Annotated in this window: 20 protein-coding genes and 3 tRNA genes; 4 read left to right on the top strand and 19 right to left on the bottom strand. The window is 52.3% G+C overall.

From position 1 onward, the window contains the following. Positions 1 to 67: 67 nt before the first annotated feature. The 11 genes from purA to nnr all read right to left on the bottom strand — a co-directional run bounded on the left by purA (position 68) and on the right by nnr (position 12090). Positions 68 to 1366 carry an adenylosuccinate synthase gene (gene purA, locus HV037_RS21465; protein ID WP_003025606.1) on the bottom strand — a complete coding sequence of 433 codons (1299 nt, stop codon included), beginning with the start codon at positions 1364 to 1366 and terminating at the stop codon, positions 68 to 70. Between the two features lie 102 nt (positions 1367 to 1468). Further along, positions 1469 to 1666, bottom strand: coding sequence for a DUF2065 family protein (locus HV037_RS21470; RefSeq protein ID WP_019078201.1), 198 nt, complete (start codon positions 1664 to 1666; stop codon positions 1469 to 1471). Between the two features lie 82 nt (positions 1667 to 1748). Continuing rightward, entirely contained in the window at positions 1749 to 2753 is a 1005-nt protein-coding gene (gene hflC, locus HV037_RS21475) for a protease modulator HflC (protein WP_016155510.1), read from the bottom strand. Positions 2754 to 2755: 2 nt separating this feature from the next. Next, a complete protein-coding gene (gene hflK / locus HV037_RS21480) occupies positions 2756 to 4009 on the bottom strand; it encodes an FtsH protease activity modulator HflK (protein WP_016151416.1) in 1254 nt (417 codons plus the stop codon). A gap of 189 nt (positions 4010 to 4198) precedes the next feature. Further along, the gene (hflX, locus tag HV037_RS21485; RefSeq protein ID WP_016151415.1) at positions 4199 to 5479 is read right to left on the bottom strand and encodes a ribosome rescue GTPase HflX; all 1281 of its coding nucleotides are present in this window, start codon (positions 5477 to 5479) and stop codon (positions 4199 to 4201) included. Positions 5480 to 5553: 74 nt separating this feature from the next. Then, on the bottom strand, positions 5554 to 5862 hold the full coding sequence (gene hfq / locus HV037_RS21490; protein WP_003025584.1) for an RNA chaperone Hfq: 309 nt from the start codon (positions 5860 to 5862) through the stop codon (positions 5554 to 5556). 84 nt (positions 5863 to 5946) lie between these two features. Beyond that, positions 5947 to 6897 (bottom strand): tRNA (adenosine(37)-N6)-dimethylallyltransferase MiaA, encoded by a 951-nt coding sequence (gene miaA, locus HV037_RS21495; protein WP_103283402.1) that lies wholly within the window; start codon positions 6895 to 6897, stop codon positions 5947 to 5949. Beyond that, entirely contained in the window at positions 6890 to 8752 is a 1863-nt protein-coding gene (gene mutL / locus HV037_RS21500; RefSeq protein WP_016155509.1) for a DNA mismatch repair endonuclease MutL, read from the bottom strand. The genes miaA and mutL overlap by 8 nt, the downstream gene beginning before the upstream one ends. A 9-nt stretch (positions 8753 to 8761) precedes the next feature. Then, entirely contained in the window at positions 8762 to 10093 is a 1332-nt protein-coding gene (amiB, locus tag HV037_RS21505; RefSeq protein WP_016155508.1) for an N-acetylmuramoyl-L-alanine amidase AmiB, read from the bottom strand. A gap of 16 nt (positions 10094 to 10109) precedes the next feature. Beyond that, positions 10110 to 10571: a tRNA (adenosine(37)-N6)-threonylcarbamoyltransferase complex ATPase subunit type 1 TsaE gene (gene tsaE, locus HV037_RS21510; RefSeq protein ID WP_016151410.1), complete on the bottom strand. Its 462-nt coding sequence runs from the start codon at positions 10569 to 10571 to the stop codon at positions 10110 to 10112. Then, positions 10543 to 12090, bottom strand: coding sequence for a bifunctional ADP-dependent NAD(P)H-hydrate dehydratase/NAD(P)H-hydrate epimerase (gene nnr, locus HV037_RS21515; RefSeq protein ID WP_103283401.1), 1548 nt, complete (start codon positions 12088 to 12090; stop codon positions 10543 to 10545). The genes tsaE and nnr overlap by 29 nt, the downstream gene beginning before the upstream one ends. Between nnr and queG the strand changes: the two genes are divergently transcribed. Next, complete coding sequence (gene queG / locus HV037_RS21520) at positions 12089 to 13228, top strand: tRNA epoxyqueuosine(34) reductase QueG (RefSeq protein WP_046275841.1); 1140 nt, start codon at positions 12089 to 12091, stop codon at positions 13226 to 13228. The two genes, nnr and queG, sit on opposite strands and share 2 nt — an antisense overlap. 269 nt (positions 13229 to 13497) lie before the next feature. Here the strand turns inward: queG and HV037_RS21525 are convergent. The 4 genes from HV037_RS21525 to orn all read right to left on the bottom strand — a co-directional run bounded on the left by HV037_RS21525 (position 13498) and on the right by orn (position 14710). Then, positions 13498 to 13573 (bottom strand) — tRNA-Gly (locus HV037_RS21525). A 43-nt stretch (positions 13574 to 13616) separates the two neighbouring features. Beyond that, a tRNA-Gly gene (locus HV037_RS21530) sits at positions 13617 to 13692 on the bottom strand. A 156-nt stretch (positions 13693 to 13848) separates the two neighbouring features. Next, a tRNA-Gly gene (locus HV037_RS21535) sits at positions 13849 to 13924 on the bottom strand. Between the two features lie 240 nt (positions 13925 to 14164). After that, complete coding sequence (gene orn, locus HV037_RS21540) at positions 14165 to 14710, bottom strand: oligoribonuclease (protein WP_016151407.1); 546 nt, start codon at positions 14708 to 14710, stop codon at positions 14165 to 14167. 105 nt (positions 14711 to 14815) lie between these two features. On the opposite strand from orn, the gene rsgA reads away from it, so the two are divergent. From rsgA to mscM, 3 genes are all read left to right on the top strand, one after another. Next, complete coding sequence (gene rsgA, locus HV037_RS21545) at positions 14816 to 15868, top strand: small ribosomal subunit biogenesis GTPase RsgA (protein ID WP_019078196.1); 1053 nt, start codon at positions 14816 to 14818, stop codon at positions 15866 to 15868. A gap of 92 nt (positions 15869 to 15960) precedes the next feature. Continuing rightward, positions 15961 to 16929 carry an archaetidylserine decarboxylase gene (asd, locus tag HV037_RS21550; protein WP_016155504.1) on the top strand — a complete coding sequence of 323 codons (969 nt, stop codon included), beginning with the start codon at positions 15961 to 15963 and terminating at the stop codon, positions 16927 to 16929. Positions 16930 to 16946: 17 nt separating this feature from the next. Next, entirely contained in the window at positions 16947 to 20261 is a 3315-nt protein-coding gene (gene mscM / locus HV037_RS21555) for a miniconductance mechanosensitive channel MscM (RefSeq protein ID WP_016151404.1), read from the top strand. 50 nt (positions 20262 to 20311) lie between these two features. Here the strand turns inward: mscM and HV037_RS21560 are convergent, their stop codons facing one another. From HV037_RS21560 to epmA, 4 genes are all read right to left on the bottom strand, one after another. Further along, entirely contained in the window at positions 20312 to 20626 is a 315-nt protein-coding gene (locus HV037_RS21560) for a YjeO family protein (RefSeq protein WP_019078195.1), read from the bottom strand. Continuing rightward, a complete protein-coding gene (locus tag HV037_RS21565) occupies positions 20626 to 21342 on the bottom strand; it encodes a hypothetical protein (protein WP_077249808.1) in 717 nt (238 codons plus the stop codon). Before HV037_RS21565 ends, HV037_RS21560 begins: the two co-directional genes overlap by 1 nt. A gap of 300 nt (positions 21343 to 21642) precedes the next feature. After that, positions 21643 to 23145, bottom strand: a complete 1503-nt coding sequence (gene yjeM, locus HV037_RS21570; protein WP_103283400.1) for a glutamate/gamma-aminobutyrate family transporter YjeM — start codon at positions 23143 to 23145, stop codon at positions 21643 to 21645. Between the two features lie 214 nt (positions 23146 to 23359). Continuing rightward, on the bottom strand, positions 23360 to 24337 hold the full coding sequence (gene epmA / locus HV037_RS21575; protein WP_003830517.1) for an elongation factor P--(R)-beta-lysine ligase: 978 nt from the start codon (positions 24335 to 24337) through the stop codon (positions 23360 to 23362). Positions 24338 to 24510 lie beyond the last annotated feature (173 nt).

Here is a 24510-nt window from a genome sequence, read left to right on the forward strand (position 1 = left end):
CAAAGCGCCTCATCCGGCCTAAGATAGTGCAAGCGCAGCGCCATTCGACGCCACGCTATAACCAGAATTATGCGTCGAACGGGTCGCGCAGGATCATGGTTTCAGTACGGTCTGGGCCAGTTGAGATAATATCAATCGGCACACCGGTCAGTTCTTCAATACGCTTGATGTAGTTCAGTGCTGCCTGCGGCAGACCGCTACGTTCCTTCACACCGAAGGTGGATTCAGACCAGCCTGGCATGGTTTCGTAGATCGGCTCGATACCTTTCCAGTCGTCCGCAGCCAGCGGGGTAGTCGTTACTTCACGGCCATCCGGCATACGGTAAGCGACACAGATTTTCACCTCTTTCAAACCGTCCAGTACGTCCAGTTTGGTCAGGCAGAAGCCAGACAGGGAGTTAATCTGTACTGCACGGCGTACCGCAACGGAGTCCAGCCAACCGGTGCGACGACGACGACCGGTGGTCGCGCCATACTCGTTACCTTGTTTGCACAGGAACTCGCCAACGTCATCAAACAGCTCGGTCGGGAACGGACCCGCGCCTACGCGTGTTGAGTAAGCTTTGATGATACCCAGAACGTAATCCACATAACGTGGACCCAGGCCGGAGCCGGTCGCCACGCCACCTGCGGTGGTGTTGGAAGACGTTACATACGGATAGGTACCGTGGTCGATATCCAGCAGGGTACCCTGTGCGCCTTCGAACATGACGAAATCGCCACGCTTACGCGCCTGGTCCAGCAGATCGGAAACATCAACAACCATAGAGGTCAGGATGTCGGCAATCGCCATCACATCATCCAGCACTTTCTGGTAGTCAACTGCTTCAACTTTATAGAAATTCACCAGCTGGAAGTTGTGATATTCCATCACTTCTTTCAGTTTTTCAGCGAAGGTTGCTTTATCAAACAGATCGCCAACGCGCAGACCGCGACGAGCTACTTTGTCTTCATAAGCCGGACCGATGCCACGACCGGTAGTACCGATCGCTTTCTCGCCACGCGCTTTCTCACGAGCATTATCCAACGCAACGTGATAATCAAGGATCAGCGGACAAGCTTCAGACAACAGCAGGCGCTCGCGAACCGGGATGCCACGATCTTCCAGTCCTTTCATTTCTTTCATCAGCGCGGACGGAGACAGTACAACACCGTTACCGATGATGCTGATGACATTCTCGCGAAGAATACCTGATGGAATAAGATGGAGGACGGTTTTTTCACCGTTGATTACGAGAGTATGGCCTGCGTTGTGACCACCCTGGTAGCGCACAACATATTTAGCCCGTTCAGTCAGAAGATCGACGATCTTCCCTTTACCTTCGTCACCCCATTGGGTGCCCAGTACGACGACGTTGTTACCCATTTTTCAAAATCACCGTTTGCTTAAAAATGGATTCTACCACCGCTTTTTCAGATATACAGCACTTTTTGCATGCGAAAATCCGCAAAATAGGCTACTTATTGATCAGCCAATCGTTTTCCTCAACATGTAGTAGACCACAACGCCCGCAACCACAAGACCTCCACCAAAACGACGCAAAGTATTTTCGGGAAGTTGCGCCATTGCGGAAATCATTTTCTTCCACGCGCGGGGATAAAGCATAGGGCCCAGGCCTTCCAGCACCAAAACCAGCGCGAGCGCCAGCAAAATTGTTGAATTCATCCATCGTCCTTTTATAAAAAGAAAACCACCGCATCCCTGGGGATGCCGGTGGTTTTGCTGGTTTAAAACCGCTGGAACTTTATTAGCGTGTCGTAGTGCTCGGTGTCTTCATGTAGCGGAAGAAATCGCTGTCCGGGCTCATGACCATCACGTCCTGGTTGCCTTCGAAGCTCTTCTCGTAAGCACGCAGGCTACGGATGAAGGCGTAGAAGTCAGGATCCTGGCTGAACGCATCGGCAAACAGTTTAGCGGCTTCTGCATCGCCTTCACCGCGCATGATGCGGCCTTGACGCTCAGATTCTGCCAGCGTTTTAGTCACTTCATAATCCGCCGTGGCACGCAGTTTTTCCGCTTCTTCCTGACCTTGTGAACGATGGCGACGCGCTACCGCTTCACGCTCAGCGCGCATACGGTTGTAGATAGCCTCAGACACTTCAGCAGGCAGGTTGATTTGCTTGATACGCACGTCAACCACTTCGATGCCCAATGCCGCCATACTGTTCGGGTTGATGACCGGTACTTTACCGTTTGTTTCAGCCTGAACACGCTCAGCCGCTTCGGCAATCGCGCTATCTGCCGCCGGTGTCGCGACTTCATCTTCCGTGCCAGCAGAACCGGAGTTCAGCGCATCACGAACTTCCAGCGTCAGACGACCGCGGGAATCGGTAACGATGTCTTTCACGTCCAGACGACCAATTTCAGAACGCAGACGGTCAGAGAACTTACGTTTCAGCAGGACTTCTGCCTGAGAAACATCGCCACCGCCCGTTGCCAGGTAGTAACGGCTAAAGTCACTGATGCGCCACTTAATGTAGGAGTCAACGATCAGGTCTTTCTTCTCTTTGGTAACAAAGCGATCGGCCTGGTTGTCCATGGTCTGAATACGCGCATCCAGCATCTTCACAGATTCAATAAACGGAATCTTGAAGTGCAGGCCTGGTGCAACAACCAGCGGCTTGTTTTCATCGTCACGCAGAACTTTACCAAAGCGCAGAGTAATCCCGCGCTCGCCTTCTTTGACCACAAAGACAGACATGAACAGAACTACCAGAACGATGATGATAATCGCAATAACTGACTTACGCATCGTTATTCCCCCTGACGCTGGTAGTCGTTACGCTGCGCGTTCGCGCGGCGTTGGTCCATAATATCGCCCTGACTGGTGGACGAGGTATTGCTTGCTCCAGTGCCGGACGTCGTTGCTGGCGGCAGACGCAGCAGGTTTGAACTGCTGTCACTCTTTGCTGCTGGCGCACTACCGCCTTTCAGCATTTGATCCAGCGGCAGAACCATCAGATTGCTGCCCTTATCGTTAACCAGGACTTTGCGGGTATTGCTCAGCACTTTTTCCATGGTTTCGATATACAGACGCTCGCGAGTAATTTGCGGTGCGGCTTTATATTCCGGCAGAATTTTTGCGAAACGAGCCACTTCACCCTGTGCTTCCAGGATGGTTCGCGTTTTGTAAGCACGCGCTTCTTCCAGAATACGCTGCGCCTGACCGTTAGCACGTGGCTGAACTTCGTTAGTGTACGCTTCTGCTTCACGGATGTACTGCTGCTCGTTTTCACGTGCTGCAATGGCATCGTCAAACGCGGCTTTTACTTCTTCCGGCGGACGTGCTGCCTGGAAGTTGACGTCCAGCAGGGTGATACCCATGTTGTACGGACGGATCGTTTCTTCCAGTTCACGCTGGGTATCGCTACGAATAACGGTACGCCCTTCGGTCAGGATACGGTCCATGGTGTATTTACCGATAACCCCACGCAGGGCGCTGTCGGTTGCCTGACGCAGACTGTCATCCGCGCTGGTTACGCTAAACAGGTAACGCTGCGGATCGGTCACGCGGTACTGCACGTTCATTTCAACGCGTACGACGTTTTCGTCAGAGGTCAGCATCACGCCGGATGCGGCAAGTTCACGCACGGCTTCCACGTTGACCGGGGTCACTTCGTCGACAAAGGTCGGTTTCCAGTTCAGACCCGGTTCAACCAAATGGCTGAATTTACCGAAGCGTGTCACCACGCCGCGTTCCGCTTCTTTAATGGTGTAGAAACCGCTGGCCGCCCAGATAATGACGATAGCTGCCGCTGCGATAGTAAAGACTCGACCACCCAATTGCGGACGCGGGCCTTGCGATGAGCTACCGCCGCCAGAACCAGCACCTTTACCGCCACCCAGACCACCGAGCTTTTTACTCAGTTTGCGGAAGATATCATCCAGATCGGGAGGTCCCTGATCGCGACCACCTTTGTTTCCATTTCCCTCAGGGTTGCCGCCAGGTTTGCTGCTTCCCCACGGGTCGCGGTCTTGTCCGTTATTACCGGGCTGATTCCACGCCATTTTTGTGCTCCATATTTGTTATGCGATGCTATACCTGCGTATTTTGCGCTGCCGATGCGTTGGCTACGCCCCTTAATCTCAGTCACATAGTTGACTATGCTCCTGAAGATTTCAGGACTTGCCACCTTCATGCTGCACAAAACCCACAAGGTATAGAGGCGAAAAAATCTTCAGGCCATATCCGTCAGGTCAGACAATATAGTCTTCCAGTGCCGGTTCTTGTTTACAGAGGCGACGCCAGTCTACGATCGGCATACGAACCTGCAGACCCACGCTGCCGTCCTCCTCCATCCACTCTCTTTCTATTGCCTGAAGTTGGTAAAACCGGCTTCTCAGACGCCCTTCCTGCGGCGGCAAACGCAACGTATGCTGCGCCACCTCACCGGAAAGTCGCTCAGTCAAAGCCTGAAAAAGCTGTGGTATACCTATTCCCGTTTGCGCTGAAACCCAAACGCGAATGGGTTTATTCTCTTCATCTCTGTCGATACGTGGTTCAAAATCATCCAGCATATCAATTTTATTCATCACCAGCAGAGTCGGGATCTCATGCGCATCGATCTCTTCGAGCACCGTGTCGACGGCCTCGATGTTTTCCTGCACACGAAAATCTGCAGCATCAATAACATGCAGCAGCAATGTCGCCTGACGCGTTTCCTGCAGGGTGGCTTTAAACGCCGCCACCAGGTCGTGCGGCAAATGACGGATAAACCCTACGGTATCCGCCAGCACGGTTTCACCGACGTCCGCTACGTCTATACGGCGCAGCGTTGGGTCCAGGGTCGCAAACAGCTGATCCGCTGCGTAAACCCGGGCTTCGGTGATCTGGTTGAACAGGGTGGATTTTCCGGCGTTGGTATATCCCACCAGTGATACGGTTGGGACATCCGCTTTCTTGCGCGACTGTCGCCCCTGCTCACGTTGCTTTTCAACTTTTTCCAGGCGCGACTGTATTTGCAAAATGCGATTACGCAGCAAACGACGGTCGGTTTCGAGCTGGGTTTCACCCGGACCGCGCAAACCAATCCCGCCCTTTTGCCTTTCAAGGTGGGTCCAGCCACGGACCAGACGAGTAGCCATATGGCGCAACTGCGCCAGCTCAACCTGCAACTTACCCTCATGGGTGCGCGCACGCTGGGCAAAAATATCTAAAATAAGACCTGTCCTGTCGATAACAAGACACTGGCACAACTGTTCCAGGTTACGTTCCTGGGCGGGGCTTAGAGCATGATCAAAAATCACCACCGCAGCGCCAGTCGCTTTTACGGCTTCCGCAATTTCGATTGCCTTACCTTCACCAACAAAATACTTCGGGTGCGGTGCTTTACGGCTCCCGGTAATCACCTGCATTGCTTCGACACCGGCGGAAGAAACCAGAGATTCAAACTCCTGGAGGTCTTCCATATCTTTGTCTTGCGAAAAATAGATGTGTACCAGTACCGCCTGCTCACCGGCATCATAACGGTCAAACAAGCGTCAACCCCTTAATATATATCAACGGGGAACGCAGGATCGCTGGCTCCCCGTGTGTAAAACAGCTAACAACCTTATTCGGTTTCTTCGCTGTCCTGTTGCGCAGATGAACCTTGCGCGTTGCTACCGTGATGGTAGTTGCTGCCAGTGCCGCCGGTGGCATTATTGCTGTGATGAGAAACCGGGCGAGACGGGACAACAGTAGAAATCGCGTGCTTATAAACCATCTGGCTGACCGTGTTTTTCAACAGGATCACGAACTGATCAAAAGACTCGATTTGACCTTGCAGCTTAATACCATTCACCAAATAAATAGAAACTGGAACACGTTCCCGACGCAGTGCGTTCAGGAACGGATCTTGTAAAGATTGCCCCTTAGCCATTCTCTCTTTTCCTTATATGCTTATTTGTACTTTGAACCTTTCGATTCTGAAAAATTGCGCACGATACGTTTCAATTGTACACATTCAGTTCGCGATAGCACCAACAACCTGTAATACTTCGTTTCGCGCCTGGTCAGGCTTTTCACTGTCAAGCCAGTGCACCCCTTCCCAACCACGCAACCAGGTTACCTGTCGCTTCGCCAACTGCCTCGTGGCGCAAACACCTCTATAAACCATTTCATCGTATGAAATTTCGCCTTCAATGTATGACCACATCTGGCGATACCCTACACAACGAATGGAAGGCAAATCCGTATGCAAATCTCCACGGGCAAATAGCGCCCGGACTTCTGCTTCAAAACCTGAAGCCAACATCTGATGAAAACGCTGCTCAATTCGCTGATGGAGCAGTTCACGGCTCGCCGGGGCGATAGCAAACTGATGCACCTGATACGGCAAAGCATCTCCTGACGTTTGCGTCAGCTCCGTTAAAGTTTTACCCGAAATGAAAAAAACTTCCAGTGCCCGGGAAAGTCTTTGCGGATCATTTGGATGAATACGCGCCGCAGCCACCGGATCTATTTCCTGAAGCTGTCGGTGTAACGCGTCCCACCCATGCTCTGCCGCCTGCTGCTCAATTCTGGCCCTGACTTCCGGATCTGCCGACGGTAACGGCGACAGCCCTTCAAGCAAGGCTTTGAAATATAACATTGTGCCGCCCACCAGCAGCGGAATACGCCCCGCGGCGGTGATATCAGCCATCTCGGCTAACGCATCGCGGCGAAAATCCGCAGCAGAGTACGCCTGGGACGGATCGCGGATATCCAGCAACCGGTGCGGCGCGGCCTGTAATTCATCTGCATCAGGCTTGGCTGTACCGATATCCATCCCATTGTAAATAAGGGCGGAATCAACGCTTATCAACTCTACAGGCAAAACTTTACGCAATTCAATTGCCAGTGCCGTTTTACCGGAGGCCGTCGGCCCCATCAAAAAAATCGCCTTTGGCAGGCTCGCCTTACGGGTATCACTCATGTTTCAGGGCATTCATTACCGAATGTAAATCAACAGGTTGTAACAAACCACCCGGCGGCGCCTTCACGAGTTGTGGGCAAAGCCGCTCAACATCCGCTAACAGCGTAATCGCCTGAGCCATGCTCCACTGCGGATGCTCGCTAATCAGATTACGTGCAATCCACTGTGCAATATTGCCCGGTTCGAATTCGGACTGCTGCGCCAGGTAGCCTATCAGTTCAGGAATCAAGATTTGTAAATTTTGTTGGCGTAAGGGTAAAGGCACCGCCCGGATGGTCACATGCTGTGCATCCAGTTGAAATTCAATACCCAACTCAGCCAGTTGGCTCTGCCCTTTTTGCAGCGCCGCTTTTTCATCAGCGGTCACTTTTAGACGTAAAGGGATCAGTAACGGCTGAGCGCAAACGACGCCCTGGTCCGGCGTTAACTGCGCCTGACGTAGCCAACGTTCCGCCACCGGCAATGCCAGCAACCGAATGTGACCATCGCATTCGAGTAATGCGCAGTCCGTACCGACAATGGTTAGCACCCGCCCAAAGCCCTGACCGTTGCCGGTCAGAGGTGCTGATGGCGTTTCAGAAACCGGCGTTTTCCGCGGCGGAACCGGCGTCTGTAGCAGTTGCTGATAAATCTCACCCTGCTGCTTTTGATATCCAGGTTGGGCATGAGGCCAGCTGGCCCCCGTCTGACGGCTACCACTACTGCCAGCGCCAGCAGATGCTGAGTAACGCGGCGTCGCAGGTTCACGCGCCGGGGCCGGTTCGGCAAAATGGTTACGCCCGGCCGCGACGCGGTTTTCCGGGATGTGCCTTGGGGCAGGCTCGTCGTCATCAGCCAACGGCAGCGGCGTTTCAAGCTGCTGTTGCAGGACGCTCAACACGCCCTGGTAAATAAAATCATGCACCAGGCGGGACTGATGAAAACGGACCTCATGTTTGGCGGGATGTACGTTAACATCCACCTGATGCGGGTCGATTTCCAGATACAGCACAAAAGCGGGCTGCTGATCGGCTCCCAGCTTATCTTCACAGGCCTGGCGGATAGCATGGTTGATCAGCCGGTCGCGCATCATCCGGCCATTCACATAACAGTACTGGATTTCCGCCAGCGCCGCCGTTGTGTGGTTAGGATCGGCCACCCAACCGCGCAGCGTTAAATCGCCATGCTGCCATTCAATCGCCAGCGCATGTTCCAGAAACGGCGAGCCGCAAATCGCGCCCAGTCGGCGCTCCTGCTGCCCATCCGCGGCCACTGCCCGGTACTGACGCACCACTTTGCCGTTGTGCGACAAATTAATCGTCACATCAAAACGTGCCAGCGCAATGCGGCGGATTATTTCGTCGATATGATTAAATTCAGTTTTCTCGGTGCGCATAAACTTGCGCCGCGCCGGAGTGTTGTAGAACAGATCTAACACCTCCAGCGTGGTTCCCACCGGATGCGCAGCGGGTTTAACCGTCACATCCATGTCGCGCCCTTCGGCATAAGCTTGCCAGGCTTCAGGTTGTTCTTGCGTACGCGACGTCAGGGTTAAACGAGAAACGGAGCTGATACTGGCCAGCGCTTCGCCGCGAAACCCGAGGCTCACGATGGCTTCGAGATCGTCAAGCGAGGAAATTTTACTGGTGGCATGACGCGCCAGCGCCAGCGCCAGCTCGTCTTTTTTAATCCCGCAGCCGTTGTCACGAATACGGATAAGCTTCGCGCCGCCGCGCTCAATATCAATATCAATGCGCGTCGCACCAGCATCAATACTGTTTTCCACCAGCTCCTTCACCACTGACGCAGGCCGTTCTACCACCTCGCCTGCGGCAATCTGGTTCGCCAGCTGTGGCGGTAGAACCTGAATCGGCATGGCTAATCCTTAATTTGTTAACGTGTTGCCAGGCGATACCGCACTCGCGGTTTGCGCCGGTGTGCCTTGAGGCCCGGTTTGCATCGGGTGCGCCTGGAAATAGTTACGCAATCCTTTGTAAATTGCCTCGGCCAGCTGCTGCTGGTAGTCATCACTCGCCAACAGACGCTCTTCGCTGTTGTTACTGATAAAGCCAGTTTCAACCAGCACTGACGGGATATCAGGCGAACGTAATACCCCAAGGCTGGCGTGTTCCGGACGACGCTTATGCATCGAGCCAATACGTTCTAACTGGCCGATCATGCTGGTCGCTACATCATACCCAACGCGTTGCGAATGACCGAACTGCAGATCCAACACGGCCTGGCTGAGATAAGGATCGGACTGGCTGTTTGCCAGAACATCGCCCGCCCCACCCAACAGTTCCGATTGCTTTTCGTGCTGTTCCAGCCAGCCGGCCATCTCACTGTTTGCCCGACGGTTTGACAGTACCCAGACGGAAGCACCAGTGGCATCCCGGTTTGGCGCAGCATCCGCATGAATAGAGACCAGGAAGTTGGCGTTTTGTTTACGCGCAACGTCTGAACGCCCCATCACCGAGATAAAGTAATCGCCATCACGGGTGAGTACGCCTTTAAACATCGGGTCATCATTGAGCAAACTGCGCAGTTTGCGCGCTACGGCAATCGTGATGTTTTTCTCACGTGTGCCACCGGGACCAATAGCGCCAGGATCCTGCCCGCCGTGTCCGGCATCAATGGCGATAACTACTTTTTCGCCGTTACTGGTACTGGCGCGCGCCGCAGGTCGTGTGGAGGTATTACTGTTGGTTACCATCGTGGTGCGATCGTTTTCCGCTTTAAACGGATTACGCGCAGGCTCGGCAGGGCGCGGGGCGATAACCGGCGCTTCAACACGCTTCGCAACCACTGGAGGTGGTGGAGGCGGCGGTGGCGCATCAGCTTTGATGGTAAACACGACGGTATAATTGCCGCCGTTCTGGCGTTTTACGGCTTCGGCTTTGCCGTTCTCGGTTAAATCCACCACCAGGCGCAGAGACTGCGCATCTTTTGGCGTGCCGGAACGGATAGATTTCACCAGATTATTGCCGCTAAACAGCAGCGGTAACCCCTGAATCACACCGGTTTGTTTAATATCCAACGCGACGGTTCGTTTCCCGTCCTGCGAAACTGCGTATTCAGGATCGCCAATAAAGCTCAGCGTAATCCGCGCTTGCTGATCGCCATTGGACACCTGAAGATCGGAGAGGCTGGCGGCCCCTGCCTGCGCGCACAGCAGGACCAGTGTTGCCATCAGCCAGTTTCTGATGCGATAAATCATCCCGCCACCCTTAAGGTTAATCGGCTAAACGCGCCAGCAATAAATCACCCGATGAGGAGACTGCGCTTATGCGCGCCTCTCGACCTTGCGCCTGATATTCAATGTGTATTTCGACGTCCGGGTCTGGCAGTACACCTTTACCTTGTTGCGGCCATTCCACCAGGCAGATGGCGTCATTGGCAAAATAATCGCGGATCCCCATAAATTCCAGCTCCTCTGGGTCCGCAAGTCGGTACAGATCGAAGTGATATACCATCAAATTATCGAGCGAATAGGGTTCAACCAGCGTATAGGTGGGGCTTTTTACATTTCCTTTGTGACCTAACGCCTGCAGGAATCCCCGGCTGAAAGTGGTTTTACCCGCCCCCAGGTCGCCGTACAAATAAATTACCGTCGCGCCATCACAGGCTTTGGCTACCCGCAGTCCCAGGTCTAAAGTCGCCTGCTCATCAGGTAGTGGAATTACTCGATTCATCATGATAAACGTCAATCACATCAGGGTTAACAATACGCTGTAGCGTGGTAAAGAGATCTGTCGCCAGCATGCCGCGCGTACCATAACGCGCCGCCAGCACATCCGCCGCCGCACCGTGCGCGACACATCCCGCACATGCCGCATCATACGGGGTAAGCTTCTGTCCGAGCAATGCGCCAATAATACCGGAAAGCACATCACCCATTCCGCCGCTGGCCATTCCAGCATTGCCGGTATCAATAATACCCAATTCGGCCTGTTCGGCAGCAACAACCGTACCCGCGCCTTTCAGCACGACTACGCCTCCGTACCGTTTTACCAGACGTTGTGCACAAAGTAAGCGATCGTCTTCAATTTCTGCAATGGAACAGCCCAGAAGTCGCGCGGCTTCGCCAGGATGCGGCGTGATCACGCGATTGTGACGTTTATCGGGGTTGATTGCCAGCAGGTTCAGCGCATCCGCATCCCAGAGCATCGGTTTGCGAAAATTCTCTACCTTTTGCAGCGCTTTTTTACCCCACTCCTGCTGACCAAGCCCTGGTCCTATCACCACAACATCCGCCCACGCCAGGCTCTCTTCCAGAGTCTGCGGCGTCAGCGCATCGACCATCAGTTCCGGTCTGGCAGTCAGAATAGGCGCAATATTTTCACTTCGGGTCAGCACTTTGACCAACCCGGCTCCTGCACGCAGCGCCGCTTCACCGGCCATGCGTATTGCGCCAGCCGTGCCGTGGTCACCACCGATGATCACCAGCCGACCGTGGGAGCCTTTGTGCGAGGTGGGTCGACGCGGCGTTAACCAGTTTACAAGCTGTTGAGCATCAAACCGTTGCAGCGGCGCGTTCTGCCCCGCCAGCCAGTCGTCCAGTCCGAGTGCGTTAACATGCAGGCGTCCGGTGACATCGCGCGCTTTACCGGTTAGCAGACCAGGCTTTAACGCAATAAAGGTCACGGTGTGCGCAGCATTGATAACCGCGCCCGGCGCCGCGCCCGTCTGCGCCAGCAAGCCGGATGGAATGTCTATCGCCACGACAGGGGCAGGATGGTGATTGGCACGTTCGATCAATGCCGAGAGAGGCTCACGCGGCGCGTGTTTTAAGCCTGTGCCTGACAGCGCATCAATAATGACGTCCACGCGATCTGGCCAATTGATATCCGCAGCATGAATGACGCCACCGGCGTTAAGCCAGGCGTCGCGCGCCTGCTGTGCTTCCTCGGGGAACGCTTTATCACTCTCCTGTGCCAGCAACGTAATATCAAGACCCTGAGCTTTGGCAAGCCTTGCCACCACGTAACCATCACCACCGTTGTTGCCATGACCACATAGCACCAGCCAGTGCTGAGCGTTTGGATATGTCTTGCGGGTGACCTGAAACGCCGCCTCTCCCGCCCGTTGCATCAGCTCGTACAACGTCAGTCCTAAACTGTCTGCCGCCTCTCGCTCCATCCGCCTGATGTCATCGGCGTGCCAAATGGAGTGTGGTATACTTGCGGGGTTTTTCTTCATTGTATGGTCCGTCATGTCAGAGCCCCTCGATCTCAATCAGTTAGCGCAAAATATTAAGCAGTGGGGGCTGGAGCTTGGCTTTCAGCAGGTCGGTATTGCCGACACCGACCTCAGCGAAGCGGAGCCCAAACTGCAGGCCTGGCTGGATAAACACTATCACGGCGAGATGGACTGGATGGCCCGTCACGGCATGATGCGCGCCCGACCTCACGAATTATTACCCGGTACGTTACGTGTCATCAGCGTACGTATGAACTATCTTCCTGCCAATGCGGCCTTTGCCAGCACGTTGAAAAACCCCACTCTGGGTTACGTCAGCCGTTACGCGCTTGGGCGCGACTACCATAAACTGCTGCGTAACCGCTTAAAAAAGCTGGGAGAGAGGATTCAACAGCACTGCGTTTCGCTGAATTTTAGACCTTTTGTCGATTCTGCGCCCATTCTTGAGCGTCCATTAGCGGAAAAAGCCGGGCTTGGCTGGACAGGTAAGCACTCACTTATCCTCAATCGCGCAGCCGGTTCATTTTTCTTTCTCGGGGAATTACTGATCGATTTGCCCCTGCCGGTCGACAACCCAGTAGAAGAAGGATGCGGGAAATGCGTCGCCTGTATGACCATCTGTCCCACCGGGGCCATCGTTGAACCCTACACGGTAGATGCGCGCCGCTGTATCTCTTATCTCACTATCGAACTGGAAGGTGCGATCCCGGAAGAGTTTCGTCCCCTGTTGGGGAATCGAATTTACGGCTGCGATGATTGCCAACTCATTTGCCCGTGGAACCGTTACTCTCAGTTGACGACAGAGGATGACTTCAACCCACGCAAACAACTTCATGCTCCGGAGTTAATAGAGCTGTTTAGCTGGAGCGAAGCGTGGTTTTTAAAAGTCACGGAGGGGTCTGCTATTCGTCGTATTGGTCACCTGCGCTGGCTGCGAAATATCGCCGTTGCGCTGGGTAATGCCCCATGGGATGAAGCCGTTATTCACGCGCTGGAAAGTCGCAGAGGTGAGCACCCACTTCTCGACGAACACATAGAGTGGGCGGTTGCTCAGCAAATCGAGAAGCGAAATGCCTGCGTAGTTGAAGTGCAGTTACCGAAGAAACAACGTTTGGTCAGGGTCATTGAAAAGGGTCTGCCGCGTGACGCTTAAGTCATCCACAGCTTGTGTATAAAAATAAAAACACATTGATATTCAAGAGGGAAAAAATCGTCAAGTGATCGTATTAACAATTTGAAATGATAATTAATTCAATATTTTCAAAGAGTTAAAATGATACTATTCACCCAACTAAGTTTTTTGCATTCCAGGAATAATACCCGAACCTGTGGATAAGTCTGTTTACAAGAGTATGTCAATGACGAAAAAAAACGTCCCCAACGTATTTATTCGCTGTGGATATTTTTATTGGGGTAAGAATTTGGAGCGGGAAACGAGACTCGAACTCGCGACCCCGACCTTGGCAAGGTCGTGCTCTACCAACTGAGCTATTCCCGCTTGGGTGTGTCTGTGCTTTGTAGACATAAGCACTTTCAAATTTTGGAGCGGGAAACGAGACTCGAACTCGCGACCCCGACCTTGGCAAGGTCGTGCTCTACCAACTGAGCTATTCCCGCTTAATCTTCGTCTTTCGAACCGCTACTGCGTTGGCTGCCTTCATTCGCCTAAGTCACTTACTTTAGTAAGCTCCTAAGGACTCATTCAGTTGCCGCCTTGTCGCAATTCGAAATTCTGCGATTGGTGGTCTGTGCTTTACAAGCACTTTCAAATTTTGGAGCGGGAAACGAGACTCGAACTCGCGACCCCGACCTTGGCAAGGTCGTGCTCTACCAACTGAGCTATTCCCGCAAATTTGTACTGCTTTTGCTGCTGCCGTAACGTGTAATTCTCTGTCGTTACGGGAGGCGCATTATACGAGAAATCCGTTTAGCTGCAACCCCCCTAAAAGCGATTTTTTCGTTTTTCTGTTTAAGTGCTGAATTTATCGGCAAGTCGTCTAATTTAGCGACAATCCAGCCTCAGTGCAAGCGCACAGGAACGATATTCGTAGGCCGGGTAAGCCACAGCGCCGCCCGGCCATCCACAAAATCAAAGCTTAATAAAATGTTCGCGATAGTAAGCAAGCTCAGCAACAGATTCACGAATATCGTCCATCGCCTGATGCGTTCCCTGCTTGGTGAAGCCAGCAAGGATTTCCGGCTTCCAACGACGCGCCAGCTCTTTCAGCGTACTGACGTCAAGATAGCGATAATGGAAATATGCCTCCAGCTCCGGCATGTATTTAAACAGGAAACGACGATCCTGACCGATGCTGTTGCCGCAGATAGGTGATTTCCCTTCTGGAACCCACTCTTTCAAAAAAGCCAGCGTAGCCAGTTCAGCTTCACGATCCCCCATGGTGCTCGCCTTCACGCGATCCACTAGCCCACTACCGGTATGCGTACGTACGTTCCAGTCATCCATTAATGCCAGCTGTTCGTCGGACTGGTGCACCGCAATTGTCGGTCCTTCAGCCAGAATATTCAGGTTGGCATCCGTCACCAGCGTGGCTATCTCAATTATGCGATCGCGCTCGGGATCCAGACCTGTCATCTCCAGATCGATCCAAATCAGGTTGTTTTCATTGGCACTCATGCTATTTTCCACCCTTCAGCGTCACATTCAGTGTGACTATATTCATCTAAAATTGCGTGTATCATAAATGTTTTGCCCATTATGGGCGACCAGGAGTCAGTCCGATTGAGTAAGAATAAACTCTCCAAAGGCCAACAGCGCCGTGTGAACGCCAATCACCAGCGTCGTCTGAAAACGTCCACGGAGAAGCCAGACTACGACGACAACCTGTTTGGCGAAACCGCTGAAGGCATCGTTATCAGCCGTTTTGGCATGCATGCCGACGTGGAATCTGCTGACGGTGAGATTCACCGCTGCAACATCCGCCGTACAATTCGCTCGCTGGTGACCGGCGATCGCGTTGTCTGGCGCCCGGGAAAAGCAGCAGCAGAAGGCGTGAATGTCAAAGGCATCGTTGAGGCGGTACACGAGCGTACCTCGGTACTGACACGCCCCGACTTTTACGACGGGGTAAAACCCATTGCCGCCAACATCAACCAGATCGTTATTGTCTCAGCCATCTTACCCGAGCTGTCACTCAATATTATCGACCGGTATCTGGTAGCCTGTGAAACGCTACACGTTGAACCGATTATCGTCTTGAATAAGATCGATCTGCTGGATGACGAAGGCATGGCCTTTGTTAACGAACAGATGGATATTTATCGCCACATTGGCTATCGCGTGTTGATGGTATCAAGCCGCACGAAAGACGGCCTGAAACCGCTTGAAGAAGCATTAACCGATCGCATCAGCATTTTTGCCGGTCAGTCGGGCGTTGGTAAATCTAGCCTGCTCAATAATCTTCTCGGTCTGCAGGAAGAGATCCTGACCAACGATGTCTCCGACAACTCCGGCCTTGGACAGCACACCACCACTGCCTCTCGCCTGTATCATTTCCCGCACGGTGGCGACGTTATCGACTCCCCTGGCGTACGTGAGTTCGGGTTGTGGCATCTGGAGCCGGAACAAATCACACATGGTTTTGTCGAATTCCATGACTACCTGGGCCACTGCAAATACCGCGACTGCAAGCATGATACCGATCCAGGCTGCGCTATCCGTGAGGCCGTAGAAAAAGGGGCAATAGCCGAAACTCGGTTTGAAAATTATCACCGCATCCTGGAAAGCATGGCGCAGGTAAAAACACGTAAAAACTTTTCTGATACAGACAACTGACAACTAAGCTAAGCATCGCTAGAATCGTCCCCCTTTTTTCAGGATCCGGCCCGTATGCCGGATCGGGAACAAATTATGGCCTGGAGGCTACCTTGTTAAACTCATTTAAGCTTTCGCTACAATACATTCTGCCGAAACTATGGCTCACTCGCCTGGCGGGTTGGGGTGCGAGCAAACGAGCAGGATGGCTGACTAAACTGGTTATCGATCTGTTCGTGAAATATTACAAGGTCGATATGAAAGAGGCGCAAAAACCGGACACCGCCAGCTATCGCACCTTTAACGACTTCTTTGTTCGCCCACTGCGCGACGACGTTCGCCCGATTAACACCGATCCAAACGTACTGGTCATGCCTGCTGACGGCGTGATTAACCAGTTAGGAAACATCGAAGAAGACAAACTGCTGCAGGCCAAAGGGCACAGCTATACTCTTGAAGCACTGCTGGCCGGCAACTACCAGATGGCGGACAAATTCCGCAACGGTACGTTTGTGACCACTTACTTATCTCCACGCGATTACCACCGTGTACATATGCCGTGTAACGGTATCCTGCGTGAAATGATGTACGTGCCAGGCGATCTCTTCTCTGTAAATATCCTGACTGCGCAAAACGTTCCAAACCTGTTTGCACGCAACGAACGCGTAATCTGTCTGTTTGATACCGAATTTGGCCCGATGGTGCAGATTCTGGTCGGCGCGACCATCGTTGGCAGTATTGAAACCGCATGGGCTGGCACCATTACCCCACCGCGTGAAGGCGTCATCAAACGCTGGACCTGGCCGGAAGGCGAAAGCGAAGGGTCGGTGGCGCTGTTGAAAGGTCAGGAAATGGGCCGCTTTAAGCTCGGTTCCACCGTTATCAACCTGTTCGCGCCTGGCAAAGTTAACCTGGTTGAGCAGTTGCAGGACCTTTCAGTGACCAAAATCGGCCAGCCAATGGCCATCTCGACCGAGACATTCGTGACACCAGAGGCAGAACCTGCCCCGCTTGCGAAAGAAGAGATCGAAGCAGAACACGACGCCAGCCCGCTGGTTGACGACAAAAAAGACGAAAGTTAAACATAGGAATCGCTGCTGTGCGCCTGATTATCACTTTTCTGATGGCCTGGTGCCTCAGCCTGGGGGCGTACGCTGCGACGGCCCCCGATGCCAAACAACTCACCCAGGAACTGGAGCAGGCAAAAGCGGCGAAACCTGCTCAGCCAGAAACCGTTGAGGCTCTCCAGTCCGCGCTGAATGCCCTCGAGGAGCGTAAAGGTTCTCTCGAGCGTGCCCAGCAATATCAGCAGGTTATTGATAACTTCCCCAAGCTGTCCGCAACATTACGCGCGCAGCTTAGCAACCTGCGCGATGAACCGCGCAATGTGCCAACCGGACTCACCACCGATGCGTTAAACCAGGAGATCCTCCAGGTCAGCAGCCAACTGTTGGAAAAGAGTCGTCAGGCCCAGCAGGAGCAGGATCGCGCCCGGGAAATCGCCGACTCGTTAAGCCAGCTTCCTCAACAGCAAACCGATGCCCGCCGCCAGCTAAATGAGCTTGAGCGACGTATTGGTACCGCCAACTCTAATCCCGCGCAGAATCAGGCGATGCAGGCTGAATCCGCCAAACTCAAAGCCCTGGTCGATGAACTGGAGCTGGCGCAGCTTTCCGCTAATAACCGCCAGGAACTGGCGCGTATGCGCTCAGAGCTGGCGGAAAAACAGAGCCAGCAGCTCGATACTTACCTGCAGGCTTTGCGCAACCAGCTCAACAGTCAACGTCAGCGTGAGGCAGAGCGAGCGCTGGAAAGCACCGAACTGTTGGCGGAAAACAGCGCGGGACTGCCGGAAGGTATTGTCGACCAGTTCAAGGTTAACCGCGAACTGTCTCAGGCATTAAACCAGCAGGCGCAACGTATGGACCTGGTCGCCTCGCAACAGCGTCAAGCCGCCAGCCAAACGCTGCAGGTGCGCCAGGCATTGAATACGCTGCGAGAGCAGTCTCAGTGGCTTGGGGTCTCAAATATGCTGGGAGAAGCGCTGCGCGCGCAGGTATCCCGTTTACCGGAAATGCCCAAGCCTCAGCAGTTGGATACCGAAATGGCGCAGCTTCGCGTGCACCGTATGCGCTATGAGGATCTCCTCAATAAACAGCCGCAGTTGCGTCAGATTCATCAGGCCGATGGACAACCGCTGACCGCTGAACAGAGCAGCATTCTCAACGCCCAGTTACGCACCCAACGTGAGCTGCTGAACTCTTTGTTACAGGGTGGCGATACGCTGATCCTTGAGCTGACCAAGCTCAAAGTCTCTAACAGCCAACTGGAAGATGCGCTAAAAGAGGTCAACGAAGCAACGCACCGCTATCTTTTCTGGACCTCGGACGTTAGCCCCATCTCCCTCTCCTGGCCTGTCGACATCGTCCAGGATCTGCGGCGTCTGATCTCATTAGATACGTTTAATCAGTTGGGCAAAGCCAGCATCATGATGCTGACCAGCAAAGAAACGCTGCTGCCGCTTTTCGCGGCATTGGTGCTGGTTGGCTTTAGCCTCTCTTCGCGCAAACACTTCACCCGTTTTCTGGAGCGTTCATCTGCCCGGGTCGGGAAAGTCACCCAGGACCACTTCTGGCTGACGATACGCACGGTGTTCTGGTCGATACTCGTCGCTTCTCCGTTGCCGGTGCTGTGGGCAACGCTCGGTTACGGATTGCAGGAAGCCTGGCCTTATCCATTAGCTGTCGCTATCGGTGATGGCGTTACCGCCACGGTGCCCATGCTGTGGGCAGTAATGATTTGCGCCACCTTTGCGCGCCCCAACGGTCTGTTCATTGCCCACTTTGGCTGGCCGCGTAACCGCGTCGCGAAAGCCATGCACTATTACCTGATGAGTATCGGGCTGATTGTGCCGCTGATCATGGCGGTGATTATGTTTGATAATCTCAATGACCGGGAATTCTCCGCCTCACTGGGGCGTCTGTGCTTTATTCTGATTTGCGGTGCGCTGGCGGTCGTGACCCTGAGCCTGAAACGCGCCGGAATACCGCTGTACCTCGATAAAGAAGGCAACAGCGATAACATGGTCAACAGCATGCTGTGGAATATGCTGATGGGCGCACCGCTGATTGCCATTCTCGCTGCGGCAGTGGGCTATCTCGCCACGTCGCAAGCTTTACTGGCGCGTCTGGAAACGTCCGTAGCTATCTGGTTCTTGTTACTGGTGGTGTATCACGTTATCCGCCGCTGGATGCTGATCCAGCGCCGCCGGCTGGCGTTTGACCGCGCCAAGCATCGACGTGCCGAAATGCTGGCGCAGCGCGCACGGGGTGAAGAAGAACCAGCGCATTCCACCAGCCTTGAAGGCACGATTGATGTTGATGAAAGCGAAGTGGATCTGGATGCTATCAGCGCGCAATCACTGCGCCTGGTGCGCTCTATCCTGATGCTTATCGCCCTGCTCTCGGTCATTGTGCTGTGGTCAGAAATTCATTCTGCTTTCGGCTTCCTGGAAAACATCTCGTTGTGGGATGTCACCTCCACGGTGCAGGGTGTGGAAAGTTTAGAGCCGATAACGCTGGGCGCGGTGCTTATCGCAATCCTGGTGTTTATCATCACTACCCAGTTAGTGCGCAACCTGCCCGCGCTGCTGGAGCTGGCGCTGCTGCAACATCTCGATTTAACCCCCGGCACCGGTTACGCTATCACCACCATCACCAAGTACCTGCTGATGCTGATTGGCGGTCTGGTTGGCTTCTCAATGATCGGTATTGAGTGGTCCAAACTGCAATGGCTGGTAGCGGCTCTCGGTGTCGGTCTGGGCTTTGGTTTGCAGGAGATCTTCGCCAACTTTATTTCCGGCCTGATTATCCTCTTTGAAAAACCAATCCGCATTGGCGACACGGTGACAATTCGCGATCTTACCGGTAGCGTGACGAAAATTAATACCCGCGCCACGACCATCAGCGACTGGGACCGCAAAGAGATCATCGTGCCCAACAAAGCCTTTATCACCGAGCAGTTTATCAACTGGTCGTTATCGGATTCGGTCACCCGTGTGGTATTAACCATCCCGGCACCGTCGGAGGCTAACAGCGAGGAGGTTACGCAGATCCTGCTTACTGCCGCACAACGCTGCTCACTGGTTATCGATAACCCGGCGCCAGAAGTCTTCCTGGTTGACCTGCAGCAAGGGATTCAAATCTTCGAACTGCGTATTTATGCCGCTGAGATGGGGCATCGTATGCCGCTGCGCCACGAAATCCACCAGCTGATTCTGGCAGGCTTCCGCGAGCACGGTATCGATATGCCGTTCCCACCGTTCCAGATGCGTCTGGAGAGCCTCGGCGGTAAGCAAACGGGAAGAACCTTAAGTTCTGCGGGCAGAAGCAGTCGCCCGGCGGGGAGTTTGTAAGTCATGCCACAATAAGACGTGAGGTGTGCTTACACTACCCAGCGTCTTATTTACCAGCATAATTGATATCTAATGATAAAACGCCATAACCAAAAAAGCAGGAGAGTCGCCATGATAGAATATTGCCAGATACCGCGCTGTCTTCTCCATACGATCGCATAGATAAAAGGAATAAACAGAGGTAGTGTTAAGATTATGCCCACAGAACGAACATCGTCGTCCTCAATATAATTCATGACATCACAGACATTATTAATTCCCCTACCGTCAATAAACCATTCCTTGTCCTGAGTTGAAAACATAATTATCAATATAATGCTAACTATGCCCCAGATGAAATTCAATGTAAAAGACTTCCAACTCATTAGCCGCCTCGCATAATTTTAAGTATTGCATCTTTCTTTTCTATAATTCGACGACCATATTCACTATACTCACGATCCGGAAAACCGGGTTGTTCACTAATAGATTGGATAATATCCTTTTTATTTCTCATGGTTCCACGATTATATCTAGAACCAGCCAATATTATTTGTTCATCTGTCAAGTACATAGTATCAGAATCTGGATTGTCATATAAAATAAGATCGCGTAAATGGAATGCTACAACCCGAATATTAAAGTGGTTATCAAGCAAACACTGCGACAAGCGGAATTGCTGAAAATGAGTCAGTTTATCTGGGTGAATACCTATTGTTCTTGCTGCAACGCCTATCTGGATAGCAACTGAACCGACAGATGTAGCATTCGACCATTCATTGCTGCTCTTTCCCAATACTTCTTCAATTACCTGTCTAAATTGCAGAACACCAACACCTTTAAATCTCTCTGGAGTTCCGCCAACTTCTGCGACAGCAACACCTGCAAGGAGTAATTCTGGGACTCTTGCTTCATAAGCACATTGTTTTATAATAGTTCTATGGTGAATTAACCAAGCCGTTTTATAATACCAAAGATATGATTTCCCAGTCATAAAACGCCAATTGGTAGGCAGGGCATACCAACGGAAAAAATCCAACCCGTTCCAATGAGGAAAACCATATTCGTCTATCTCACAAAATGGCGGAGAGCTGATCATCATAAAAATTTAATCACCAAGGCAATGTAAACATTGACCTAACAATAGTCATGATTCTCAACCAGTAATGAGACAGACATCACAAGCATAAAAGGAAAAATCAGAAGTTATATTTTTTAAAATAAATTCATAGCAGCAATCATTTCCAATTATACAATATCACCCCAAGATGATTGTCATAATAAATATATCATAGATATACACACGAATTTCATTTTGATAAATTATAAAAATGATTTATTACGAACAAAGCCCGAACGGTATCCCTATCGGGCTTTGCGGAAATTCAATATTTATCTTTCCTTAGTCTGTCACCCACCGGGGGAGTTTCACCATACGACGGCTGTAGTTCTGATAAATCGCCATTGCCAACAGCGAGAAGAAGATCGGGCCTCCGGTCATCCACAATGCGCTGTTCCAGTCCCCAGCTTCAATCACCGGCTGGATGATGGTGAACACATTGGCAAACGTCACCACCAGCACAACCACCGATGTGGCCAGTAACGTCGCCGCTCGGGTTTTAAAGACAACAAACGGTCTTTCCAGGCCCGTACGGGCTTTAAAGAACGGAAACGCCAGCGCGAGGAACAGATACGGCAGCGTCATCGAGACGTTCGCCATCAGCGTCAGTTTGTTATAGAACGCTGAAGCCGTATCGCCGCCAAACGAAACCAGCAGGATAAACAGGCTCACCAGCAGGCACTGCAACCACATTGCCGTCGTCGGCATCCCCACGGCATTTAGTTTGGTCATCGGCGCTGGCCACAGCGCCTTCGGCGTTCCTTGAATAATCGCTTTTAGTGGCGAATAGCTGAGCGTGAAAAAAGCGCCGGTGTAAGCGAGAAACATAGAAAGCCCGGTGATACGCGCTAACCACACCCCCGTCACCATCGCGGTTTCAGGAGAAAGATGCAGCGCGTTACCTAACGTCATCCCGAGGCTTTTCATCAGGATATACGTTATATTGCCGAGGTTGACCGAGCTATTGCTTAATACTTGCTGCCAGTTGGTGCTAACGCCCCATAAAAATATGGCCAGTGAATAACCGACAGAAATGACAATCGCGGCAAAGACAATGCCTTTCGCAAAGTTCTTTTCTGGCTTTTCTGTTTTATCAACTAATCCCCCCACGGCTTCTATTCCGCCGTATGCAAAAATGGCAAACACAACAAATGACAACATGGCCAGACCGGACTGATATCTCGGATTAGGTGAGGAGATGAAATTAATATCCTGCGCAAAGTGACCACCAGTTAATAACAAAATAGCGACACTCACTAACAACAGAACTAAATTAAGACACATTACGGCAATTCCGCCTACTGCCGTAATACGAGCAATCTTATTAATACCCCGGGAGGCCACGCAGGTTACCAGAATCATCCAACCGACGGCGAGCAACCCGACGACCTGCGTAGGCTCAAGCCCCGCAAAACGCCAGTGCTGCGTCATGTCCGCGCCAAATAAGAAGGTTGAAAAAGGTACCCAGACTTTCGCTGCGGTGCTTACCATCCATATCACATAGGAAGAAAACCACATAAACGTGCCGATAAACGCATAGCGTGGCCCAACGCTATTATTCATCCACGAATAGATTCCGCCCTCTTCTTTCCGATAGGCAGCCCCCATTTCCGCCATCATTAAAGCAAATGGGATAAAGAATAATAATGCAGAAAATATATACCACGGAATCGCGCTATACCCCATTAGATAGAATGCGGAGGGGCTATTCGCAAAACCGAAAACAGACGTAAATATCATGAGGATGAGACCTATAAGGCTCATCTTTTTTATTGTTTGGGTCATTAAACCATCCCTTACTCTGGCAAGCGTTTAACAAACGCCACTCACCGGTTGGCACTGCCCTCTTTTCAGAGTTCAGCGATAGAAAAATCAACACAGAATTGATACCTGAACGATATCAAATATCCAGGAGTAAATTGTGGCTATTAGAGGGTAAATGAAAAAATATGCTACAAAGTGGCCATTTCACCGCCACTTTGTATTGAAGGAGAGTACGTTACGCGCGATCGACGGTAAATGCGATAACCTCGGCCAGGCTCTCTGCGCCCAGCGCCAGCATCACCAGACGGTCAACGCCCAGCGCCACGCCAGAGCAATCCGGCATACCCACTTTTAACGCTTCAAGCAGGTTGGTGTCGATAGGCTGCTGCGGCAAGCCACGTGCGGCACGTTTGCGGTTATCCTGTTCAAACCGCTGCTGCTGTTCGCGCGCGTCGGTCAATTCATGGAAACCATTCGCCAGCTCAATACCTTTGTAGTAAACCTCGAAACGTTCAGCCACGCGGTGATCTTCGGTACTGATTTGCGCCAGTGATGCCTGGCTGGCCGGGAAATGATACACAAACGTCGGTTTGTCTTTGCCAATATGCGGCTCAACGCCCATCGTAAACAGCAACTGCAGTAAGGTGTCCCGGTCTTCTTCAGTATCGGCGATATTGCTGAGATCCAATTTCGCCGCCACTTCCCGCAGTTGGGTTTTATCCGCAGACAGCGGGTCTATCTCCAGATGGCGCTGGAAGGCTTGCTGGTAAGAGAGACTTTCCGCAGGTGAGCAGTCCAGCACCTGCTGGAGCAAATCATCCACTTCATTCATCAGGCGATACATATCGTAGTGCGGACGATACCATTCGAGCATGGTGAATTCAGGGTTATGATGACGCCCCATCTCTTCATTACGGAAGCTGCGGCACAGTTGATACACCGGGCCGCATCCTGCCACCAGCAGGCGCTTCATATGGTATTCCGGGCTGGTCATTAAATAGAGATTCATTCCCTGGGAGTGTCCAGGGCCGACGAAACGCGTTTCGAACGGGAACAGATGGATGTCCGTTACCGTTGCCTGACTCATACAAGGGGTCTCAACCTCAAGCACGCCACGATCGGCAAAAAAGCGGCGAATCTCCGCTATAATTGCTGCACGTTTTAACAGATTGGGGATGGACGCGCTCGGCTGCCAGGTTGCCGTTTCGCTCATGGTTGTTTCTCCGATTTAAGACAAGGGCACGAAGTCTACTCGTATCGCGTTAACGAGACAAATTTCGCGCGCCAATAATCCACACTGGCAATTGGATAAAAAAAGCGACATGGGGTGGTTTAGTAATTAAATTAATCAAATTCAATGATAATTCCCCCCTTTGACACGCTAAA

This window comes from Citrobacter sp. RHBSTW-00017, assembly GCF_013797615.1.
Classification (GTDB): Bacteria; Pseudomonadota; Gammaproteobacteria; order Enterobacterales; family Enterobacteriaceae; genus Citrobacter; species Citrobacter braakii.